The sequence below is a fragment of the Aerosticca soli genome (assembly GCF_003967035.1).
Classification (GTDB): domain Bacteria; phylum Pseudomonadota; class Gammaproteobacteria; order Xanthomonadales; family Rhodanobacteraceae; genus Aerosticca; species Aerosticca soli.
In genome coordinates this window covers 121,663-144,200 of sequence record NZ_AP018560.1, presented here as the reverse complement: position 1 = coordinate 144,200, position 22,538 = coordinate 121,663, and the positions used below count along the sequence as shown (strand labels likewise).

Annotated in this window: 16 protein-coding genes; 7 read left to right on the top strand and 9 right to left on the bottom strand. The window is 69.7% G+C overall.

Annotation, left to right across the window (positions count from 1 at the left end; genetic code table 11):
• Positions 1 to 69: 69 nt before the first annotated feature.
• From ALSL_RS00640 to ALSL_RS00610, 7 genes are all read right to left on the bottom strand, one after another.
• Positions 70 to 813: a zinc-ribbon and DUF3426 domain-containing protein gene (locus ALSL_RS00640; protein ID WP_126535693.1), complete on the bottom strand. Its 744-nt coding sequence runs from the start codon at positions 811 to 813 to the stop codon at positions 70 to 72.
• Positions 814 to 905: 92 nt separating this feature from the next.
• Entirely contained in the window at positions 906 to 1,805 is a 900-nt protein-coding gene (prmA, locus tag ALSL_RS00635; RefSeq protein ID WP_126535691.1) for a 50S ribosomal protein L11 methyltransferase, read from the bottom strand.
• A 45-nt stretch (positions 1,806 to 1,850) separates the two neighbouring features.
• Positions 1,851 to 3,233 carry an acetyl-CoA carboxylase biotin carboxylase subunit gene (gene accC / locus ALSL_RS00630; protein WP_126535689.1) on the bottom strand — a complete coding sequence of 461 codons (1,383 nt, stop codon included), beginning with the start codon at positions 3,231 to 3,233 and terminating at the stop codon, positions 1,851 to 1,853.
• Positions 3,234 to 3,244: 11 nt separating this feature from the next.
• The gene (gene accB, locus ALSL_RS00625; RefSeq protein WP_126535687.1) at positions 3,245 to 3,703 is read right to left on the bottom strand and encodes an acetyl-CoA carboxylase biotin carboxyl carrier protein; all 459 of its coding nucleotides are present in this window, start codon (positions 3,701 to 3,703) and stop codon (positions 3,245 to 3,247) included.
• A 51-nt stretch (positions 3,704 to 3,754) separates the two neighbouring features.
• The gene (gene aroQ / locus ALSL_RS00620) at positions 3,755 to 4,204 is read right to left on the bottom strand and encodes a type II 3-dehydroquinate dehydratase (RefSeq protein WP_126535685.1); all 450 of its coding nucleotides are present in this window, start codon (positions 4,202 to 4,204) and stop codon (positions 3,755 to 3,757) included.
• Positions 4,205 to 4,324: 120 nt separating this feature from the next.
• Positions 4,325 to 5,488, bottom strand: a complete 1,164-nt coding sequence (locus tag ALSL_RS00615; RefSeq protein ID WP_126535683.1) for a zinc-dependent alcohol dehydrogenase — start codon at positions 5,486 to 5,488, stop codon at positions 4,325 to 4,327.
• A 68-nt stretch (positions 5,489 to 5,556) separates the two neighbouring features.
• Positions 5,557 to 7,047, bottom strand: coding sequence for an amino acid permease (locus tag ALSL_RS00610; RefSeq protein WP_126535681.1), 1,491 nt, complete (start codon positions 7,045 to 7,047; stop codon positions 5,557 to 5,559).
• Between the two features lie 239 nt (positions 7,048 to 7,286).
• Between ALSL_RS00610 and ALSL_RS00605 the strand changes: the two genes are divergently transcribed.
• Together ALSL_RS00605 and ALSL_RS00600 are read left to right on the top strand one after the other, a co-directional pair.
• Positions 7,287 to 9,515 carry an NADP-dependent isocitrate dehydrogenase gene (locus ALSL_RS00605; protein WP_126535679.1) on the top strand — a complete coding sequence of 743 codons (2,229 nt, stop codon included), beginning with the start codon at positions 7,287 to 7,289 and terminating at the stop codon, positions 9,513 to 9,515.
• Positions 9,516 to 9,634: 119 nt separating this feature from the next.
• The gene (locus ALSL_RS00600; protein ID WP_126535677.1) at positions 9,635 to 10,684 is read left to right on the top strand and encodes a TraB/GumN family protein; all 1,050 of its coding nucleotides are present in this window, start codon (positions 9,635 to 9,637) and stop codon (positions 10,682 to 10,684) included.
• Positions 10,685 to 10,815: 131 nt separating this feature from the next.
• Here the strand turns inward: ALSL_RS00600 and ALSL_RS00595 are convergent, their stop codons facing one another.
• Entirely contained in the window at positions 10,816 to 11,763 is a 948-nt protein-coding gene (locus ALSL_RS00595; RefSeq protein ID WP_126535675.1) for an aldo/keto reductase, read from the bottom strand.
• A 76-nt stretch (positions 11,764 to 11,839) separates the two neighbouring features.
• Here ALSL_RS00595 and ALSL_RS00590 point away from each other — a divergent pair, with 76 nt between their 5' ends.
• From ALSL_RS00590 to ALSL_RS00570, 5 genes are all read left to right on the top strand, one after another.
• The gene (locus ALSL_RS00590) at positions 11,840 to 14,038 is read left to right on the top strand and encodes a beta-glucosidase family protein (RefSeq protein ID WP_126535673.1); all 2,199 of its coding nucleotides are present in this window, start codon (positions 11,840 to 11,842) and stop codon (positions 14,036 to 14,038) included.
• A gap of 123 nt (positions 14,039 to 14,161) precedes the next feature.
• Complete coding sequence (locus ALSL_RS00585) at positions 14,162 to 14,824, top strand: NYN domain-containing protein (protein WP_126535671.1); 663 nt, start codon at positions 14,162 to 14,164, stop codon at positions 14,822 to 14,824.
• A 19-nt stretch (positions 14,825 to 14,843) separates the two neighbouring features.
• A complete protein-coding gene (locus tag ALSL_RS00580) occupies positions 14,844 to 15,377 on the top strand; it encodes a pseudouridine synthase (RefSeq protein ID WP_126535669.1) in 534 nt (177 codons plus the stop codon).
• 37 nt (positions 15,378 to 15,414) lie between these two features.
• On the top strand, positions 15,415 to 16,257 hold the full coding sequence (locus ALSL_RS00575; protein WP_126535667.1) for an EamA/RhaT family transporter: 843 nt from the start codon (positions 15,415 to 15,417) through the stop codon (positions 16,255 to 16,257).
• A gap of 92 nt (positions 16,258 to 16,349) precedes the next feature.
• The gene (locus ALSL_RS00570; RefSeq protein WP_126535665.1) at positions 16,350 to 17,972 is read left to right on the top strand and encodes a S10 family peptidase; all 1,623 of its coding nucleotides are present in this window, start codon (positions 16,350 to 16,352) and stop codon (positions 17,970 to 17,972) included.
• Positions 17,973 to 17,984: 12 nt separating this feature from the next.
• Here the strand turns inward: ALSL_RS00570 and ALSL_RS00565 are convergent, their stop codons facing one another.
• Positions 17,985 to 22,346: a DEAD/DEAH box helicase gene (locus tag ALSL_RS00565; protein ID WP_126535663.1), complete on the bottom strand. Its 4,362-nt coding sequence runs from the start codon at positions 22,344 to 22,346 to the stop codon at positions 17,985 to 17,987.
• Positions 22,347 to 22,538: the final 192 nt, after the last annotated feature.

Genomic DNA, 22,538 nt, shown 5'->3' with positions numbered 1-22,538 from the left:
GCGACAGGCCGTGCCTGCGGGGGTGGCGAGTTTACCCGCAAGGCATGGGAAATTTAAGTGCCGTGGCGATCATTCGAAGTCGAGGGTGAAGCCGGTAGCCCGGCGCCCCGGATCGGCCAGCTCGACGACGAGGGTGACGTTGGCCCCGGCCGGCAGACCCTCGTACAGCATGGCCGGGTCGTCCAGATACTCGTCGGGGCGCAGCCGGCGCATCGCCACCGGGCGGCCGCGCGCATCCGTCAGCACCAGCCTGACCACGGGATAGGGCTGGGTGAACGGCGCGGCATTGTGCACGGTGGCGCTGACCAGCAGCGCGCCGGGCACCTGAGGATGCACGCGCAGGTCGCGCTGGAGGAGTTCGAGGCGGTCCGGCGCGGCCACGGCCGGCAGGCGGCAACCGAGCCGCGCGCACAGCGTGCGCAGACCACCGCCGAGGGTCGGATCGGCGATCAGTGCCTGGCGATACGCCCAGCCGAGCTGGCCGGCGAGGAGCAAGACCAGCACGAGGCACAGCAGCGCCCACACCCCGTCGTGCCGCCCGGCACGGCGGCGGGCCACGAAGGCCGGCGCCGCGGACTCGGCGGCCGGCACGACCTCGGCGGGCCGGTACACCGCCCCTTCCAGCACCGGTGCGGGCCCGGCGCCGGCGGGCGGCAACTGCCGGAACGGTTCGGGCGGCAGTTGCGCGGTCAGCCGCGCCAGCGCGTCGAACGGCACCGCGCAATGCCCGCACACCACCTGGCCATGCGTCTGGGCGAGCTGGCCCACGTCCAGCGCGAACACCGTGAGGCAGGCGGGGCATTGGGTATACATGAGGCTCGACACTCGCTCGGCGCCGCCAGCTTAACAGGCCGGTCCGTCCCCGCCCGGCGGCCCCGCGGCCGCCACCCGCGCGCCGCAGCCGTTCAGCGACGCCGGCCGGCGATGCGCACCCAATCCTCGCGGACGTCGACGGCGAGCGCGTCGAACCAGGTGCCATAGCGCTGCACGAGCTCTTCCTCCTGGCCGCGCAGGATGCCCGAGAGGGCGATCGGCGCCCCCGGCCGCAGGACCTGCGCGAAACGCGGCGCCAGTGCATGCAGCGGCGCGGCGAGGATGTTGGCGACCAGCGCATCGCCCTGCAGGGGCTCGGGCACCGCCTCGGGCGGGTAGAGCTGCAGCCGGTCGGCGACGCCGTTGCGCGCGGCATTGTCGGCGCTGGCGACGAGCGCCTGCGGGTCGTTGTCGATGCCGACGGCGCGGGCCGCGCCGAGCTTGAGCGCGGCAATGGCGAGGATGCCCGAGCCGCAGCCGTAGTCGATCAGCGTCTTGCCGGCCAGCGCCTGCGCGTCGAGCCATTCCAGGCACAGCGCGGTGGTGGGATGGGTGCCGCTGCCGAAGGCCAGGCCCGGGTCGAGCCGCACGACGACCGCGGCCTCGTCCACCGGCGGCTCCACGTTCCACGGGTAGATCCACAGCCGGCGGCCGAACGGCATCGGCCGGTACTGGTCCATCCAGGCGCGTTCCCAGTCGGCATCGGCGAGTTCAGCCAGGGCGAGCTGCGCGCCGTCCAGCCAGGGCAGGAGCTCGTGCAGGGCGGCGAGCAGGCCGCGGCGGTCGGCGTCGGCCTCGAACAGCGCCTCGACGACGAGACTCGACCACAGCGGCAGCTCGCCGACGCCGGGCTCGAAGATGGCCTGCTCGTCCGGCGTCTCGGCATCGGCATCGCGCAGGCTGACCGACAGCGCACCCAGATCCTCGAGCGCCGCCTCGGTTTCCGGCTGGCGTTCGAGCGGGATGGTCAGGCTGAGCTGCAGAAACGGCATGGCGGGCTTTCCAGGGTCGAGGAAGGGCGCGGCGCGCTTGCGCTTTTACGGCGCCGCCTCGCCGCCGGGCGGGGTTTCCTTCAGTTCCGCCATGCGTTTTTCCAGGTAGTGGATGTTCTGTCCGCCCTGCTGGAAACCGACGTCGGCCATGATCCGCTGCTGCAGCGGGATGTTGCACTTGACGCCCTCGATCACCGTCTCGATCAGCGCCAGACGCATGCGCGCGATCGCGGTCTCGCGGTCCTGCCCGTGCACGATCAGCTTGCCGATCATCGAATCGTAGTTGGGCGGGATGCGGTAGCCGTCGTAGAGGTGGGTGTCCACGCGCACGCCGGGGCCGCCGGGCGCCTCGAAGCACTTCACCACGCCGGGGCTGGGCATGAAGGTGTCCGGGTCCTCGGCATTGATGCGGCACTCGATCGCATGGCCGGTGAACTTGACGTCCGCCTGGCGGATCGACAGCTTCTCGCCGCTGGCGATCAGCAGCTGCTCGCGGACCAGGTCGATGCCGGTGACGAGCTCGGTCACCGGATGCTCGACCTGGATGCGCGTGTTCATCTCGATGAAGTAGAAGCGGCCGTTCTCGAACAGGAACTCGAAGGTGCCGGCGCCGCGATAGCCGATGCGCAGGCAAGCATCGACGCAGACCTGGCCGATCTGCGCACGCAGCTCCGGGGTGATGCCCGGCGCCGGCGCTTCTTCCACCACCTTCTGGTGGCGCCGCTGCATCGAGCAGTCGCGCTCGCCCAGGTGAATGGCATTGCCCTGGCCGTCGGCGAGCACCTGGATCTCCACGTGGCGCGGGTTCTCCAGGAACTTCTCCATGTAGACCTGATCGTTGCCGAACGCGGCCTTGGCTTCCTGTCGGGTCATCACGATGGCGTTGGCCAGGTGCGCCTCGGTACGCACCACGCGCATGCCGCGGCCGCCGCCGCCGCCGGCGGCCTTGATGATCACCGGGTAGCCGATCTCGCGGGCGATGCGCAGGTTTTCGTCCACGTCATCGCCCAGCGGGCCGCCGGAGCCGGGCACGCACGGCACGCCGGCGGCCTTCATCGCGCGGATCGCCTCGACCTTGTCGCCCATCAGCCGGATCACCTCGGGCGTCGGGCCGATGAAGACGAAACCGGACTGCTCGACCTGCTCGGCGAAATCCGCCCGCTCGGAAAGAAAACCGTAGCCGGGATGGATCGCCTGCGCGTCGGTGATCTCGGCCGCGGCGATGATGCGCGGAATGTTGAGATAGCTTTCGGCCGCGGGCGCCGGGCCGATGCACACCGCCTCGTCGGCCAGGCCCACGTGCTTGAGATTGCGGTCCACGGTCGAATGCACGGCCACCGTCCGGATGCCCAGACTGTGGCAGGCGCGCAGCACGCGCAGGGCGATTTCGCCGCGGTTGGCGATGAGGACTTTCTCTAGGAGAGGCATGGCGCTAACCGTCAACCGATCACGAACAGCGGCTGGTCGAACTCCACCGGCTGGCCGTTCTCCACCAGGATGGCCTTGACCGTGCCGGCGACGTCGGCCTCGATCTGGTTGAACATCTTCATCGCCTCGATGATGCCGAGCGTCTGCCCGGCCTCGACCTTCTGGCCGACGCTGACGAAGGCCGGCGCGCCGGGGGTGGCCGAGGCGTAGAAAGTGCCGACCATCGGCGAGCGCACCACATGTCCGGGCGGCAGCCCCTCGTCGGCGCCTGCCGGCGCGGCGGCGGGCGCGACCGGCGCGGGCGCGGGGGCCGGTGCGGCCACCGGCAGCGGTTGCGGCGCGGCCACGGCGACGCCGCCCTTGGGCACGCGCGACAGGCGCACGACTTCCTCGCCTTCCTTGATTTCGAGCTCGGCGAGGTTGGATTCCTCGAGCAGGTCGATCAATTTCTTGATCTTGCGCAGATCCATGGGGGCAGGTCCTTGTAGTGGATGGGGCCGTCCCGCGGCACCCGGGAAGATTCAATGCGTGAGCGCGGCCAGCCGGCGCAGCGCCGCATCCAGCGCGAGCTCGTAGCTGTCGGCGCCGAAACCGGCGATGACGCCGATGGCGAGATCGGAAAAATACGAATGGCGACGGAACGCCTCGCGCGCGTGCACGTTGGACAGGTGCACCTCGATGAACGGGATCGCCACCGCGGCCAGCGCATCGCGCAGGGCGACGCTGGTGTGGGTGAAGGCCGCCGGGTTCAGCAGGATCAGCGCGGTGCCGTCCTCGCGGGCGCGGTGCACCCGCTCGATCAGCACGTGCTCGGCGTTGGACTGCAGACACTCCAGCGCATGGCCGGCGGCCTGCGCGCGCGCGGCCAGGCGCGCGTCGATGCTCGCCAGCGTGGCGCGGCCGTAGATCTCCGGCTCGCGCGTGCCCAGCAGGTTGAGGTTGGGTCCGTGCAGGACCAGGAGTTTCGCCACGCGCTGCGTTCCAGCTCCACCGCGAATCGCGAAAGTGTGCGTGGGCGGCGCCGTAATGTCCAGTTCGGCGCCGTTTGCCGATATTCGCGGAAGAAGCCGGGACGCTCGCGGCCCGCCGCTTCAGGGCGTCAGCACCACCTTGCGGCAATCCTCTTTGCGGCCGTCGAAGATCTCGTAGCCCTTGGCCGCATCGGCCAGTTTCAGCCGGTGGGTGATGATCGCTTCCGGCGCCAGGCGGCCCTCGCCGATCTTTTCCAGCAGCTCAGGCATCAGGCCCTGCACGTGGGTCTGGCCCATCTTGAAGGTAAGTCCCTTGTCGAAGGCGTCGCCGAACAGGAAACCATGGATGAAACCGGCATAGACCCCCGGCACGCTGACGATGCCGCCGCGCCGCGTCGCCGCGATGCACTGCCGCAGCGCCTTGCCGCTGGAACCCTCCAGCTTGACCGTGGTCAGCATGGTTTCCAATGCACTGCCCTTGGCCTCGAAACCCACCGCGTCGATGCTGGCGTCGACGCCTCGGCCCTTGGTCGCCTCGATGATCGTGGCGGCAGGGTCCTCGTTCTCGTCGAAATTGATCGGGATCGCGCCGTAGGTGCGGCTGGCGAAGTCCAGCCGGTAGGCATGGTGGTCAATCATGAAGACGGTCTCGGCGCCGAGCATCCGCGCGCAGGCGGCAGCCATGCAGCCGACCGGTCCGGCACCGAAGATGGCCACCGTACTGCCCGGGCCGATGCCGGCATTGCGCGCGGCCTGGTAGCCGGTAGGCAGGATGTCGGAAAGGAACAGCACCTGCTCGTCGCTGAGCACGTCCGGCACCTTGAGCGGGCCGACGTTGGCCTTGGGCACGCGCACCAGCTCGGCCTGGCCGCCGGGCACGCCGCCATACAGGTGGCTGTAGCCGAACAGCGCGGCGGGCGGCTTGATGGACTTGGCGTTGAGAATCGCGCCGCGGCCGGTATTGGTCGTCTCGCAGGCGGCGAATTCATTGAGCAGGCAATGGAAGCAGTGCCCGCAGGCGATCACGAAGGGGATCACCACGCGGTCACCGGGACGCACGCGGGTCACCTCCGGACCGGCTTCCTCGACGATGCCCATGAACTCGTGGCCGAGAATGTCGCCGTCTTCCATCGAGGGAATCTTGCCGTGGTAGATGTGCAGGTCCGAGCCGCAGATCGCCGTAGCGGTGACCCGTAGGATGATGTCGTCGGCTTCGATCAACCGGGGGTCGGGTACGTTCTCCACACGCACGTCGTGTGCGCCCTGGTAGGTCAATGCTTTCATCGCTCGCTCCGTGGTGGCGGGAGACCGACACTGCCGGAGCCGCGATCAATGCGGCGTGTCCTGTGCGTTCACGCGGTGCGTGCAAGGCGACTGTGGCGGATGCCGTAGACGGCATAGATCACCAGCCCAATCGCCATCCACACCACGAAGCGCACCAGGGTCACCGCCGGCAGGCCGCCGAGCAGCACGAAGCGGCCGTCCTGCCACCAGGGCCAGCCGACGATCAGGCACAGCGAGAACAGCATGCCGAGCGGCGCCACCAGCCACAGCGCCGGCGCGCGAAAGCTGCGTGGCAGTTCCGGATGGCGAACACGCAGCGTCAGCACCGCGCCGCAGATGACGATGAAGGCGGCCAGCGTGCCGATGTTGACCAGTTCGGCCACCTCGCCGATCGGCAGGAACCCGGCCACCAGGGCGATGAACACGCCGAGCACGCGGGTCGGCCGCGCCGGCGTGCCGTGCTTGGGATGCACCTGCGCGAACCAGCCCGGCAGCAGCCCGTCGCGCGCCAGGGCGAAAGCGATCCGCGCCGCGCCGAGCATGAAGGCGAACAGCACGCTGGTGATGCCGGCGATCGCCGCGACCGAGATCACCGCGCGTACCCAGTCCAGGCCCAGCGCCTTGAACGCGGCATCCACCGGCGCCGGCGAATCGAGCTGCTGATACGGCACCATGCCGGTCAGCACCAGCGCCACCGCGACGTAGAGCACCATCGACAGCGCCAGCGAGAGCAGCACCGCGCGCGGCAGGTCGCGTTGCGGATGGCGCGCTTCCTCGGCCGCGGTGGTCAGGGTGTCGTAGCCGAACACGGCGAAGAACACGATGCTGGCCGCCGCCAGCACGCCGCCCCAGCCGTAATGGGTGACGCCCTGCGCGTCGGTCACCGGCGGCGGCACGAACGGATGCCAGTGCGCGGTGTCGACGTAGAACGCGCCGACGCCGATCACCAGCGCCACGCCGAGCACCTTGATCGCCACGATCACCGTGTTGACCCGCGCGCCCCATTCGGTGCGCAGGGTGAGCAGCCAGGCGACCACCAGGGCGATGCCGAGGGCGATCACGTCGCACACCCGGCCGCTGTGCGGATGCGCCGGGTCGTAGGCGCCCCGGGCCCAGAGCGGCAGCTGCCAGCCGGTCAGCTGTTCGAGCAGCGCCTGCACGTAGCCGGACCAGCCGATCGCCACCACCGCGCAGACCAGCGCGTATTCGATCAAGAGATCCCAGCCGATGATCCAGGCCAGCAGTTCGCCGAGCACGGCATAGGCGTAGGTGTAGGCGCTGCCGGTGACCGGGATCATGCCGGCGAATTCGGCGTAGGCCAGCGCCGCGCAGGCGCTGCCCAGGCCGGCGATGAGGAAGCTCAAGGTCACCGCCGGACCGGCGTTCACCGCCGCCTGCTGGCCGGCGAGCACGAACACGCCCACGCCGATGATCGCGCCGACGCCGATCGCGCTGAGCTGCCACAGGCCGAGTACGCGGCGCAGGTCATGTCGTGCGCCGGCCTCTTCCTGCAACCGCTCCACCGGCATGCGCCGGCCCAGTCTGCTCGCCATGCCCATCAGGCTTTCCTCGTCACCCTTCCTAAGGAAGGCGATGATACGCAAAGCCCCGCATCGGCCTTGCTGCGGCGCGGCCGAGCACCAGCGCCGCGACAGGCCGGATCTGCCAGCGTCCTTTCGCACCCGCGGGGAAACCGCGACAATCGACCGATCGAATCCGGCCTGGAATGCTTTTTCAGTGGCCGGATGAGCCGCTCGCCCTCCCTTTTCCTAAAAAGCGAATTCCCGAGGTTTCCGCGATGCCCACACCGTCCCCTACCGTCATCTACACGCTGACCGACGAGGCGCCGTTCCTCGCCACGCAGTCGCTGCTACCGATCGTCCAGGCTTTTGCCGGCACCGCGGGCATCGCCGTCGAGACGCGCGACATCTCGCTGGCCGGACGCATCCTGGCCCAGTTCCCGGATCTCTTGCCCGAAGACCGGCGGGTGACCGACGACCTGGCCGAGCTCGGCCGGCTCACCCAGTCGCCGGATGCCAACATCATCAAGCTGCCCAACATCAGCGCCTCGGTGCCGCAGCTCAAAAGCGCGATCAAGGAGCTGCAGGCGCAGGGCTACCCCTTGCCGGACTACCCCGACGAGCCGAAGGACGAACGCGAACGCGACTTCAAGGCGCGCTACGACAAGGTCAAGGGCAGCGCGGTGAACCCGGTGCTGCGCGAGGGCAATTCCGACCGCCGCGCGCCGCCCTCGGTGAAGAACTACGCGCGCAAGCACCCGCACCGGCTGGGCCCGTGGAGCGCGGATTCGAAGACCCATGTCGCGCACATGGACGGCGGCGATTTCTACGGCAGCGAAAAGTCCACGGTGGTCGCGGCGCCGACGGCGGTGCGCATCGAATGGACCGGCCAGGACGGCACGCGCAAGGTGCTCAAGGAGAAGATCGCGCTGAAGGCCGGCGAGATCATCGACGCGGCGGTGATGAGCCGCAAGGCGCTCGCCGCCTTCGTCGACGCGCAGATCGAGGATGCCAAGCGCCAGGACGTGCTGTTCTCGGTGCACCTGAAGGCCACCATGATGAAGGTCTCCGACCCGATCATGTTCGGCGTGGTGGTCGGCGAGTTCTACAAGGACGTGCTCACCAAGCATGCCGCCGTGCTCGCGCAGATCGGTTTCAACCCGAACAACGGCATCGGCGATCTCTACGCGCGCATCGCCAGCCTGCCCGCCGAGCAGCGCGCGGCGATCGAGGCCGACCTGCGCGCGCAGTACGCAAGCCGCCCGCCGCTGGCGATGGTCAATTCCGCCAAGGGCATCACCAACCTGCACGTACCCAGCGACGTCATCATCGACGCCTCGATGCCGGCGATGATCCGCGACTCGGGCAAGATGTGGAACGCGCGCGGCGAGCTGCAGGACACCCTCGCGCTGATCCCCGACCGCAGCTACGCCGGCATCTATCAGGTGGTGATCGAGGACTGCAAGGCGCATGGCGCCTTCGACCCGGCCACCATGGGCAGCGTGCCGAACGTCGGCCTGATGGCGCAGGCGGCCGAGGAATACGGCTCACATGACAAGACCTTCGAGATCGCCGCCGACGGCACCGTACGGGTGATCGACGAGACCGGCGCGGTGCTGCTGGAGCATGCGGTCGAGGCCGGCGACATCTGGCGCATGTGTCAGACCAAGGACGCGGCGGTGGCGGACTGGGTCAAGCTCGCGGTGACTCGCGCGCGGCTGTCCGCCACGCCGGCGGTGTTCTGGCTCGATCCGGAACGCGCGCACGACCGCCAGCTGACCGCCAAGGTCGAGCGGTATCTCAAGGACCACGACACCCAGGGCCTGGACATCCGCATCCTGTCGCCGGTGGAAGCCATGCGGCATACGCTCGCGCGCATCCGCAAGGGTGAGGACACCATCTCGGTGACCGGCAACGTGCTGCGCGACTACCTCACCGACCTGTTTCCGATCCTCGAGCTCGGCACCAGCGCCAAGATGCTCTCGATCGTGCCGCTGATGGCCGGCGGCGGCCTGTTCGAGACCGGCGCCGGCGGCTCGGCGCCCAAGCACGTGCAGCAGTTCCTGGAGGAGAACTACCTGCGCTGGGATTCGCTCGGCGAATTTCTCGCCCTCGCCGCCTCCTTCGAACACGTGGCCAACCACTACGGACATGCCCGCGCACGCGTGCTGGCCAGGACGCTGGATCAGGCCAACGGCCAGATCCTCGACAACGACAAGTCGCCGGCGCGCAAGGTCGGCGAGCTGGACAACCGCGGCAGCCATTTCTACCTCGCCCTGTACTGGGCGCAGGCGCTGGCGGCGCAGGACGAGGACGCGGCGCTGAAGGCGCGCTTCGCGCCGCTGGCCAAGGCGCTGGCCGAACACGAGGCGACCATCGTCGCCGAGTTGAACGGCGTGCAGGGTCATCCGGTGGACATCGGCGGTTATTACCACCCCGACCTGGCCAAGGTGCGGCAGGCGATGCGTCCCAGCGCGACCTTCAACGCCGATCTCGCCGCCCTGTAAGTGCGGCGCACCGACCAACCCCGGCCGAGGCGTGCAGGCTCGCTTCGGCCGGCGCGCTGCCGGTCGGCGGGCCATGCCGCCGGCCGGACGATGACAACGCCCTGGAAGAAGTTTTTGTCATGCGTGCATTCCTGTCGGGCCTCGTGCTCGTTCTGGCCATCACGGGCGCACAGGCGCAATCGACGGTCACGCCCGCGCCGGCCGCCAGTGCGGTCACCGAGCTGCCAGCGGTCAGCGTGAGCGGCGTGCAGCCGGGTCCCGGGCTGTGGAAGGTGAGCCGCGGCGATCACGTGCTGTGGGTGCTCGGCACCCTGCCCAACCTGCCGGCCGCGGTGCAATGGCGGGCCGACGAGGTCGATCGTGTGCTCGGCGAGGCCGGGGCGCTGCTGCTGCCGCCGCGGCTCGATGTCAAGGTGGACAGCGGCTTCTTCGGCAAGCTGTTCCTGCTGCCCAGCGCCCTGAGCGCACGCAAGAACCCCGACGGCAAAACCCTGCAGGAGGTGTTGCCGGCGCCGCTGTATGCGCGCTGGGCGGTGCTCAAGGCCAAGTACATCGGCCGCGACGAGGGCATCGAACGCTGGCGGCCGCTCTTCGCCGCGCGTGAGCTCTACAAGCAGGCGCTCAAGCACAGCGGCCTGCGCAGCGGCGGCCAGATCACCGCCACGGTGCGGTCGCTGGCCGAACGCCACGGCGTGCGCGTCGTGAGCACCGACTACCGGCTGGAGATCCGCGAGCCGCGCGAGGTGCTGAAGATCTTCAAGGCCCAGGCGCCCGAGGACGTGGCCTGCTTCGCCCGCACGCTGGACAGCGTCGAGCACGACCTGCCGCTGATCGCCCAGCGCGCCGCCGCCTGGGCCACCGGCGACATCGCCACCCTGCGCGCGCTGCCGGACAGCCATCATCGCGACGCCTGCATCGGCGCGCTCAGCGATTCGGGCTTCGCCCGCGAACTCGGCATCGACGACGTGCCTGGCCGACTCGAGGCCGTCTGGCTGGCCGCCGCCGAGGACGCGCTGGCACGATACCCGGTCAGCGTGGCGATCCTGCCGATGGAGGAAGTGCTCGACACCGACGGTTATCTCGCCAAGCTCGCCGCGCGCGGCTATCGCATCGAGCCGCCGGATGCCGACGCAGAGACGCCCGCGCCCGCGGCCAGTGCCGGGCGCTGACGCCGAGCCGGCCCTCGCGCCCGTCGCGCAGGACAGCTTTTTTGGAAAGCGCGGCCGAAAGGGCGCCCCCGCGCGTGGCTCGAATGCCCTTTGCGAGGAGCCGCCCTGCGGCCGCGGTCTGGCGCTGAAGATCAGCCCGCGCTGGCCTGATCCAGCCGCGCGATCTCGGCGGCGGAAAGCTCGAGCCGGGCCGCACCGAGCAGTTCGTTGAGCTGCTCCACGCTGGTCGCGCTGGCGATCGGCGCGGTGATGCTGGGACGCGCCATCAGCCAGGCCAGCGCCACCTGCGCAGGCGTGGCGTGGTGCGCGGCGGCCACTTCGTCCAGCGCCGCGAGCACCGCCAAGCCGCGCGCATTCAGGTATTTCCTCACCGAGCCGCCACGGGCCGCGCTCTTGGCCAGATCCGCCTCGCTGCGGTACTTGCCGGAAAGGAAGCCGCTGGCCAGGGCGTAGTAGCAGATCACGCCGAGCTCCTCGCGCTGCACCAGGGGCTCGAGCTCCTGCTCGTAGCCGGCCCGTTCGAGCAGGTTGTATTCCGGCTGCAGACACTCATAGCGCGGCAGCCGGTGCTCGGCGGACACCTTGAGCGCCTCGGCCAGGCGCGCGGCACTGTAGTTGGAGGCGCCGATCGCGCGCACCTTGCCTTCCTCGATCAGCCGCGCGAATGCACCCAGGGTGTCGGCCAGCGGCACGCTGGGATCGTCCTCGTGCGCCTGGTAGAGGTCGATGTAGTCGGTCTTGAGGCGCTTGAGCGAGCCTTCCACCGCCTTGCGGATGTTCACCGGCGACAGGCCCTTGTGCTCGGCCCACTTGCCGACCTTGGTGGCGATCACCACGCGGTCGCGCTTGCCGCTGCGCTCCAGCCAGCGGCCGATGATGGTCTCCGACTCGCCGCCGCGGTTGCCGGGCACCCAGGCCGAATAGACGTCCGCGGTGTCGATGAGGTCGAAGCCCTGGTCGACGAAGGCATCCAGCAGTTCGAAGCTGCGTTTTTCGTCCACGCTCCAGCCGAACACGTTGCCGCCGAAGGCGAACGGGGCGACATGGAGCGAGGAGCGACCGATTCTGCGCTTTTGCATGGGGAAACTCCGTGCGGGTGGGGACTATGATCGGATCGGCCATGCCGGCCACCCGGCAGAACATATGGGAGGCTGTATGAAAGGCAAGTCCAGGCATGGAACCGTGCGCGCCGCGCTCACCGCGGCCCTGGCGCTGGCCGGTGTCCTCCACGCCGCCGAGCCGTGGCAGGACGCCAGGCGCTCGCCCGACGCGCGCGCCGCGGCGCTGCTCGCGCGGATGACGACGGAGGAAAAGTTTCGCCTGATCCACAGCGAGTTCGGCGAGCCGGAACCTTCCCGTGGCTGGACCAAACCCGCCGGCGCGCTGGGTTCGGCCGGCTACATTCCGGCCAATCCGCGGCTCGGCATCCCGGCGCTGCAGGAAAGCGACGCCGGCCTGGGCGTGGCCAATCCGCTCGAGATCCGCCCCGGCGACGGCGCGACCTCGCTGCCGGCCGGTCTCGCGGTGGCGGCGAGCTTCGACCCGGACCTCGCCCAGGCCGGCGGCGCGATGATCGGCGGCGAGGCGCATGCCAAGGGCTTCAACGTGCTGCTCGCCGGCGGCGTGAACCTGCAGCGCGAGCCGCGCAACGGGCGCAACTTCGAATATGCCGGCGAGGATCCGCTCTTGGCCGGCCGCATCGTCGGCGCCGCGATTCGCGGCATCCAGAGCGCGCATGTGCTCTCCACCGTCAAGCACTACGCCCTCAACGACCAGGAGACCGCGCGCAACACCATCGACGTGCGCATCGGCGAGCAGGCCGCGCGCGAATCGGACCTGCTGGCCTTCGAGCTCGCCATCGAGCACGGCCAGCCGGGCGCGGTGATGTGTGCCTACAACAAGGTCAATGGCGACTGGGCGTGCGAGAACGACTTCCTGCTCAACCGCGTGCTCAAGGGCGACTGGCGATATCCCGGCTTCGTGATGTCCGACTGGGGCGCGGGCCACAGCGCGGCGAAGGCGGCCAACGCCGGGCTCGACCAGGAATCGGCCGCCGAGGCCTTCGATGCGCAGGTGTTCTTCGATGCGCCGCTCAAGGCCGCGATCGCCGCCGGTGAGGTCGCGCCGGCGCGGCTGGACGACATGGTCCGGCGCATCCTGCGCAGCCTGTTCGCGGTCGGCGTGTTCGATCATCCGGCCAGGCCGGCGCCGATCGACGTGGCCGCGAGCATGGCGGTGGCGCGGCGCGCCGAGGAAGCCGGCGCGGTGCTGCTGCGCAACGAGCACGACCTGCTGCCGCTCGCGCAGCCGGCCTCGATCGCGGTGATCGGCGCGCACGCGGACAAGGGCGTGCTCGCCGGCGGCGGTTCCTCGCTGGTGACGCCGCGCGGCGGCAACGCGGTGCCGGGCCTGCAGCCCACCGCGTGGCCGGGTCCGGTGACCTATCACCCGTCCGCGCCGCTCGCGGCGATCCGCGCGCTGGCCGGCCAGGCGCGGGTGGACTTCGACCCCGGCACCGATCCGGCCGCCGCGGCCGCACTCGCCGCGCGCGCGCAGGTGGCGGTGGTGTTCGTGCAGCAATGGGCGGCCGAGTCGATCGACGCGGCGGATCTCACCCTGCCCGACCAGCAGGACGCACTGGTGGAAGCGGTGGCGCACGCCAATCCGCGCACCGTGGTGGTGCTGGAGACCAACAGCCCGGTGGCGATGCCCTGGCTCGACCGCGTTGGCGCGGTGCTGGCGGCGTGGTACCCGGGCAGCGCCGGCGGCGAGGCGATCGCCAACCTGCTGTTCGGCAAGGTCGATCCGTCCGGACGCTTGCCGATCACCTGGCCGCGCGCGCTCGCGCAGCTGCCGCGGCCGGTGCTGGAAGGCGCCGCGCCCGGCTCGCCGCCGCCGACGGCGGTGAACTACGACATCGAGGGTGCCGACGTCGGCTATCGCTGGTTCCAGCGCCAGCGGCTCGAACCGCTGTTCCCGTTCGGCTACGGGCTCTCCTACACGCGCTTCGAACATGAGGCGACGAAGGTGCGCATCGTCGACGGCGTGCCGCAGGTCGCGGTGCGCGTGCGCAACGTCGGCACGCGCGCCGGCGCGGACGTGATGCAGGTGTATGCGCAGACGCCCGACTCGCCGGTACGGCGGCTGGCGGGCTTTGCCAAGGTGAGCCTGGCGCCGGGCGAAGCGCGCACGCTCACCGTGGCGCTGGAGCCGCGCCTGCTCGCCCATTTCGACGTGGCTAGCCGGCGCTGGGTGCGCAGCGCCGGCGACTTCGCGCTGTTCGTCGGCCACTCGGCCACCGACCTGGCCGCGCCGGTGCACGTCACCCTGCCGGCGCAGACCCTGGATCCTTGAAGCGCCTTCGCGCGGGGAACCGGCCGCGCAGGCGACTCGCGTAGAATGCGCGCCGCGCCGTTCCCCAGGAGCGGCGCGGCACATCTTTGCCCACCGGCTTTTTTCAAGGAATCCATCAAACCTATGCAACGCACCGCCATCCTCGTCGACGGCGCCTTTTTCCTTGCCCGTTATCGCAAGGTCTGGGCCGACCGCGATCCCAACGACGCCCGCACCGTGGCCAAGACCGTGTTCGGCATGGCGCTCGAACATCTCAAGGCGCTGGACCGCCCGCGCGAATCGCTGTATCGCATCTTCTTCTATGACTGCCCGCCGCTGGACAAGACGTTGACCAAGCCGATCAGCGGCGAAGCCTTCGACTTCTCGCGCACCAACGCCGCCACTTTCCGCCGCGAGCTGCACGACCAGCTGCGCCGCCAGCGCAAGCTCGCCCTGCGGCTGGGGCGTCTGGTCGACCGCGGCGAGTGGCAGTTGAAGCGCAACGCCTACCAGCAGCTGCACGACGCCGAGCTCGAATGGGAGGACCTCACCGACGAGCATTTCGAGCCGGACATGCGCCAGACCCAGATCGACATGAAGATCGGCCTGGACATCGCCACGCTCACCTACAAGCGGCTGGTCGACCAGATCATCCTGGTCGCCGGCGACGCCGGCTTCGTGCCGGCGGCCAAGCTAGCCCGCTACGAGGGCATCGACGTCATTCTCGACCCGATGTGGCAGGGCATCTCGGCGGATCTGCACGAGCACATCGACGGCCTGCAGTCGGTGTGCCCGCGGCCGGCGTGAGAAAAGTGCGCGGGCGGCGATGCTGATCGCGCTCAACAAACCCTATGGGGTGCTGAGCCAGTTCAGCGGCGCCGACCCGCGCCAGACCCTGGCCGGCTACGTCATGCAAAAGGACGTCTATCCGGCCGGACGTCTGGATCGCGACAGCGAAGGCCTGCTGCTGCTCACCGACGACGGCGCGCTCGCGCACCGGCTCACCGACCCGCGGCACAAGCAGCCCAAGACCTATCTGGTCCAGGTCGAGGGCGAGATCGACGAGGCCGCGCTGGCCGCGCTCCGGCGCGGCGTGCCGTTGAACGACGGTCCCACGCTGCCGGCGCAGGCCGTGCGCGTGCCCGCGCCCGACTGGCTGTGGCCGCGTGATCCACCGGTGCGCCATCGCCTGAGGATTCCCACCGACTGGCTCGAACTCACCCTGCGCGAGGGCCGCAACCGCCAGGTGCGCCGGATGACCGCCGCGGTCGGCCTGCCGACCTTACGCCTGGTCAGGCTGCGGATCGGCCCGTATGCGCTCGATGGCCTCGCGCCCGGGCAGACACGCCGGCTGGCCTGAACCCGTCCGTTGCTTCGAAACGAGAGGTCGATGACCCATGCTCGCCCTGCTTTGCGCCGTCCTTGCCAGCGTCATGGTCTCGGTGCTGCTCAAGCTCGCTTCCGCCCGCGGACTGGACGTGGCCCAGATGGTGGCCTGGAACTACCCGACCGCCGCGCTGCTTGGCCGCCTTGCCCTGGCGCCGCCGCAGGCGTTCGCCGCCGACGCCCTGCCGTGGCCGACGCTCGGCCTGCTCGGCGTGCTGCTGCCCTGCATCTTCCTGGCCCTGGGCGCCTCGGTGCGCAGCGCCGGCATCGTGCGCACCGAGGTGGCGCAGCGGCTTTCGTTGCTGTTTTCACTGCTCGCCGCGTTTTTTCTGTTCGGCCAGACCTGGACGCCGCGCCTGGCGGCCGGGCTCTTGCTCGGCGGGCTGGCCTTGGTCGGCCTGCTCGCACGCGGGCCGCGCGAGACGGCCGCCACGTCCGGTGCCCGGTACTGGCCGCTGGTGGTCTGCGCGGGCTTTGCCGCCATCGACGTACTGCTCAAGCACGTCGCCGCCGTCGGCGTGCCGCTTGCCGTGAGCCTGCCGACGATGTTCGCGCTGGCCACGCCGGTGGCGTTGCTGATGGCGCTCTGGCCCGCGCGGCGCACGCCGTTCACGCTGCGCAACCTCGCCGCCGGCGTGCTGCTCGGCGCGCTCAATTTCGGCAACATCTACGCCTATCTCGCCGCCCATCGGGCGTTGCCGGACCAGCCGGCGCGGGTGTTCGCCGGCATGAACCTCGGCGTGGTCGCGCTCGGCACGCTCGTCGGGGTGGGCGTCTTCGGCGAGCGCCTGCGCTGGCCCAACGTGCTCGGACTCATGCTCGCCGCGGTTGCGATCGTGCTGCTCGCGCGATGAAAAAGAACGCACTCTAACCATGACTTTTAGCGTATGCGCATGGATGGATTACGGTGGCAAGCTCGGAAGCAACTTCAGGGGAGAAATCATCCATGCGCCCGACCTTCACCACCCCACTCGCCCTTGCCCTGCTGCTCGCTCTGCCGACCGCGGGCAACGCCAAGACGGACAAGCCCGATGCCGATCCTGCCGACCCGGGAAAAACCACTGCAACGACGGCCATAACCCAGCCGCCTGATGCGGTCAGCCAGGGCAGCGTCAATGTGGAAGGACATCACATCGCCTACCAAGCAATCGCCGGGACACTCGTATTGCATGGCAAGGGCGAAAAAGAACACGAACCCACCGTCAGCATGTTCTATGTCGCCTATTTCAAGAAAGGCGAGAATCCAGCCCGGCGCCCGATCACTTTTCTTTACAACGGTGGGCCCGGCTCGGCCACGGTATGGCTGCACATGGGCGCTTTCGGTCCCAAACGAGTGGTCACCAGCGACGATCGGCATACGCCGGCGGCGCCCTATACCCTGACCGAAAATACCTACAGCCTGCTCGATGTGTCCGACCTGGTCTTCATCGATGCCCCGGGCGCTGGATTCAGCCGATTGCTCGCCAGCGGCGAAGACAAGGGCAAACGCGAGGAACAACTCAAGGAACGCAAGAAAGAAATCTATGGCGTGGACGGCGACGGAGAGGCCTTCGCCCAATTCATCACCGAGTTCCTCACCCGTCATGGTCGCTGGAACTCACCCAAATATCTGTTTGGTGAAAGCTACGGCACCACCCGTTCGGCCGTGGTGGCAAATCTGCTTACCAGCAATTATGCCGTCGATCTCAACGGCGTCATCCTGCTTTCGCAGATTTTGAGTTTCGATACCAGCATCGACGGGCCAGAACACAACCCCGGTGTGGAAATGCCTTATGTGCTGGCACTGCCGACCTTTGCCGCCACTGCCTACTACCACCACAAACTACCGCAGCCGCCGGCCGCCTTGGAGCCATTCCTGCATGAGGTGGAAACCTATGCGCAGGGCGAATACGCTGCGGCACTGATCGCCGGCGCCGCACTTGACCCGGCGCGCAAACAAACCGTGGCCGAGCAATTGCACCGCTACACCGGACTGCCGGTCGACTATCTCTTGAAGGCCAATCTGCGCGTCACGGGAGGCATGTTCGAACATGCCCTGCAAGCCGACGAGGACCTCACCACCGGCCGCCTGGACAGCCGCTTTGAAGGCCCATCGCTCGATCCCTTGAGCAAAGAAGCGCAATACGATCCGCAATCGGCCGCCATCAGCGCAGCTTACGTCGCCGCCTTCAACGACTATGTACGGCACGCGCTGAAGTTCGATGCAGACATGCCTTATCGCCTGTTCGCCGACATCGAACGTTGGGATTTCTCCCATCGCGTGCCGGGCGCACGCGGCGGCCGCTCGCTGCAGCAATCACTGAATGTGATGAGCGATCTCGCCGCGGCGATGAAGACCAATCCCGATCTCAAAGTCTTCGTCAATGGCGGCTACTACGATCTTGCCACGCCCTATTTCGCCGCCGACTACGAGCTGCGCCACTTGCCGATTCCGGCCACGTTGCAGAACAACATCAGCCGCGCCTGGTATCCCTCAGGGCACATGGTCTATGCCCACGAACCCTCGCTCAAGGCTCTGCACGACAACGTGGCGCGTTTCATCTTGCAGACCGACAACCTCAAACATTGAGGATGTATCGCCTCATCCGGTGAGGCCAAGATCGACGATACCCGTCCGCCGCAGCAACGCCGTCCGCCAGCGTTGCTGCGCGGCGGCGTCGCCCTCGGCGAGCAGGCGCGGCCGGTTCGCCACCAGCGCGGCCACCGGCACGCCGTCCTCGTATAGCACGCGGGTGCCGGCCAGCGCGGGCAGCTTCTCGCCGGCGAGCACGGTGCCGACCAGGTTGAGCGGGTCGCTGCCGCTCACCGCCACCAGCGCGCCCTCGGCCGGCCGTGCGCGCGCCGCGCGCAATGCCGGAATCGCCTCGGGCAGCGCGAACTGTTCGCCGACCAAGCCTTCGACGAAGCGGCCGCCACGAATCTCGCCGCGTGCTTCCAGGCGTCGATACACGCGCAGCAGCTCGCGCCAGGTCGGCAGCCACGGCGCCTCGCGTTCGAGCAGTTTCCAGAACATCACGCCGTAGCGGGCGAGCAGCGTGCGGGCGACGTGCTCGACCGCGGCCTCGTCGCGTGCAGTGGTGCCCTTGCGCACCAATGACCAGCGTCCGGCGTGCTCGATGCCGGTGAGCTGATGGCGGCGCAGGCGCCGGTGCCGGCTGGACTGCTTCTGCGCCGCCGGCACCAGCAACGCGCGCAGCCCGGCGAAGCCGTCGGCACTGACACGGCCGGCGGCAACCAGCTCGCCGAGCGCGTCCTCTAGCTCGCTGTGCAGCAGCCGGGTCGCGTCGAGCAGTTCGTCGAAGAACAACGCGCCTTGCGCGGCGAGCACGTCGAGCACCGCCTGCGCGCGCGAGGAAAGCAGCGCCGGCTGTTCGTCGTCGCCGGCCGCAATGGACGTCCAGACGGCCATTTGACGACGCGGCAGCAGCACGATCGGCGTCGAGCGCACCGGCCCGCTGCCGCCGCCGGCACGCAGCCGGCTCCAACCGACGCGGCCGGCCTGGCACAGCGCATCCAGCCAGCCGCTCGCGTAGTCGGCGATGCGCGCGGGCAAGAGCTCGCTCTCCCAGGCACCGGCGGCGGCCTCGTAGCCTTCGAGCTGCGCGAGCACGGCCGTGAGCGCATCCGGCCCACGCAGGCGGCTCGAAGGCGAAAGATGCTGCCAGTCGATGAGGAAGCGCAGGAAATCGCGCCGGCTGACCGGCTCGATCTCGCGGCGCAGGCGACCGAGCGTGTAACGGTGGATGCGCGCGAGCAGGTGTCGCTCGCACCACTCGGTGTCCGTCGCCTCCGCGCTGAAGCGGCCCTGCATCACGTAGCCTTCCGACTGCAGGCGGATCAACGCGAGCTCGACGTCGCCGCCATCCACGCCGAGCGAGCGGGCCAGCTGCGCCACGGTGGCCGGGCCAACGGCGGACAGCCGGCAACGCACCAGTTCGCGCAGCGCATCCTCGCGCGTCCATGCCGGCGCGGCGTATTCGGCCGGCGGCGCGATCGGCGGATGCAGGGTGAGCTGCGGATGCACGGCCTGCCACAGCGGCAGCCGCTCGGCGCAGGTCCACACCGCCAGGCCTTCGGCGTTCGATGTGGCAAGGCACGCCCGCCGCGCCTCGGCGAGCGCCTGCAGGCGCCCGTCCCAGTCCGCGTTCGCCGCCGCCTCGGCCGCGGTGATGCCGCCCAGCAGATCGAGCGCCTCGTGCATCTCGTCGGCGCTGCGCACCTCGGGCCAGGCTTCCTCGCGCACTGCGGCGATCGCCGCCGGATCGAGCCGGCCGAGATCGCCGGCGTCCTCGAGGTCGCCGAAGCGGCGCGCCTGCACGGCCTGGGTACGGCGTTCCTCCAGCGGCGCATCGTCGAGGTAGGCATACGGCGCGGCGGTGAGCACCTCGGCGGCGAGCGGACTCGGCGCGGCGAGATCGCGCGCCACCACCGCGATGCGGCCCTGTTCCAGACCGCGCAGCAGGGCGAGCAGGCCGTCGGTGTCCATCGCCTCGCGCAGGCAGTCGTGCAGCGTTTGCGCGACCAGCGGGTGATCGGGAATCTGCCGCTCGCCGACGATGTTCTCCAGGCAGGCAACCTGGTCGGGAAACACGGTGGCGAGCAAGTCCTCGCTCTTCATCCGCTGCAGTTGCGGCGGCACCTTGCGTCCGCCGACGAAGCGCGGCAGCGCGAGCGCGGTCACCGCGTTCCAGCGCCAGCGGGTCGGAAACAGCGGCGCATCGAGCAGCGCCTGCGTGAGCACCTGCTCCGCGCTCGCCGCGTGCAGGTAATGGGCGACCTCGATCAGCGGGAAGCTGTGGCTGGTCGACAGCGACAGCACGATCGCATCCTCCGTCGCCGCCGCCTGCAGCTCGAAGTTGAACTGGCGGCAGAAACGCTTGCGCAGCGCCAGGCCCCAGGCGCGGTTGAGCCGGCTGCCATGGGGCGAATGGATGACGAGCTGGGTGCCGCCCGATTCGTCGAAGAAGCGCTCGAACACCAGCGTGGTCTGCGTCGGCAGCACACCGAGCGCGGCCTTGGCACGGGCGAGATAATCCACCAGCTGCGCGGCGGCGGCTTCGGCAAGGCCCAGCGTGTCCATGAGCCAGGCCAGCGCCGCCGCGTGGCCGCCTTCGTCGAGCCGCGCGGCGATCTCCTCGCGCAGTCGCGACACGCCGAAAGACAGCTCGTCGCTGCGCCCCGGCGCCTCGCCGAGCCAGAACGGGATGTTGGGCGGGGCGCCGCGCGCGTCCTCCACGCGCAGCTTGCCGGCTTCCACGCGCAGGATGCGATAGCTGGTGTTGCCGAGCTGGAAGACGTCGCCGGCCAGGCTCTCGACGGCGAAATCCTCGTTCACCGTGCCGACCACGATCGCCTGCGGCTCCAGCACGACCAGGTAGTCGGCGGTGTCGGGAATGGTGCCGCCGGAGGTGAGCGCGGTCAGCCGCGCGCCGCGCCGGCCGCGCAATTGCCGGTGCACGGCATCCCGATGCAGATAGGCCGCGCGCGCGCCGCGCCGGGTGGAAAAGCCTTCCGCCAGCATGCGCACCACGGCGTCGAAATCGCGCCGCGCCAGCGCGCGATACGGATGCGCGCGGCGCACCAGCGCGTAGAGCGCATCCTCGTCCCATTCGGCGCAGGCGACCTCGGCGACGATCTGCTGGGCCAGCACGTCGAGCGGCTGCGGCGGCTGCGCCAGGGTGTCGAGTTCGCCGCGGCGCACGCAGTCGAGCAGCGCGGCGCATTCGACCAGATCGTCGCGCGAGGTCGGAAACAGCCGCGCCTTGGGCGTGCCGGCCACCGCGTGGCCACTGCGTCCGGCGCGCTGCAGGAAGGCGGCGATCGAGCGCGGCGAGGCCAGTTGGCAGACCAGCTCGACCTCGCCGATGTCGATGCCGAGTTCGAGCGAGGCGGTGGCGACCAGCACGCGCAGCTCGCCGCGCTTCAGGCGCTGCTCGGCGTCCAGACGCTGCTCGCGCGAAAGGCTGCCGTGATGCGCGGCGACCAGTTCCTTGCCGATGCGCTCGGACAAGTGCCGCGCCACCCGCTCGGCCATGCGCCGCGTGTTGACGAACACCAGCGTGGTGCGATGCGCCTGCGCCAGCACGGCGAGACGGTCGTAGACCAGCGCCCAGCAGTCGTTGGACATCACCGCTTCGAGCGGCACCGGCGGCACCTCGATGCCGAGATCGCGCGCGCGGCCGTGGCCGACGTCGATGATCGTGCAGCGCGGCGTCGACGCCGGCGCGGCACCGAGCGAGACCAGCGCGGCGTCCTCGCCCTGGCCGACCAGGAAAGCCGCCACCGCCTCGATCGGCTTCTGCGTGGCCGAGAGCCCGATCCGCTGCAACGGCCGCGGGCACAGTGCCTGCAGACGCTCCAGACTGAGCGCCAGATGCGCGCCGCGCTTGTTGCCGGCCAGCGCGTGGATCTCATCGACGATCACCGTGCGCACGTCCCTGAGCGCCGCGCGCCCCGAGGCCGAGCCGAGCAGGACGTACAGCGACTCGGGCGTGGTCACCAGCACGTGCGGCGGCGTCTTGCGCAGCCAAGCGCGCTCGGCCTGCGGCGTGTCGCCGGTGCGCACCGCGGTGCGGATCGCCACCTCAGGCAGGTCACGCGCGGCCAGCTCCGCGCCGATGCCTTCGAGCGGCGCTTCCAGGTTGATGCGGATGTCGTTGGACAATGCCTTCAGCGGCGAGACGTAGAGCACCCGCGTCTCGTCCGCCAGCGTGCCGCCGCGCTCGATTCCCTCGCGCACCAGCGCATCGAGGGCGGCGAGGAAGGCGGTGAGCGTCTTGCCCGAGCCGGTCGGCGCGGCGACCAGCACGTGCTCGCCACGCCGGATCGCCGGCCACGCCGCCGCCTGCGCCGCGGTGGGCGCGGGAAAGCTGCGCGCGAACCAGGCGGCGACGGCGGGATGGAAGCCGGCCAGGGCACGGCTTGGCGGAGTCGATGGAGACATGGTTTTGCGATGCTACGCCGGGTGACGCCTTCATCGCGCCGACCGGCACGATGAGGCGCCACCCGGCGGCCAAAACCTCAAGATGAGGGCGGCGGGCCGCAGCGGCAAGCCAGGCCTCTCCGGCTTTTCGAGGATGCGTGCCGCAAAAGGGGCCCGCAGCCAAGCACCCCTGGGGGCCTGGGGGCCTGGGGG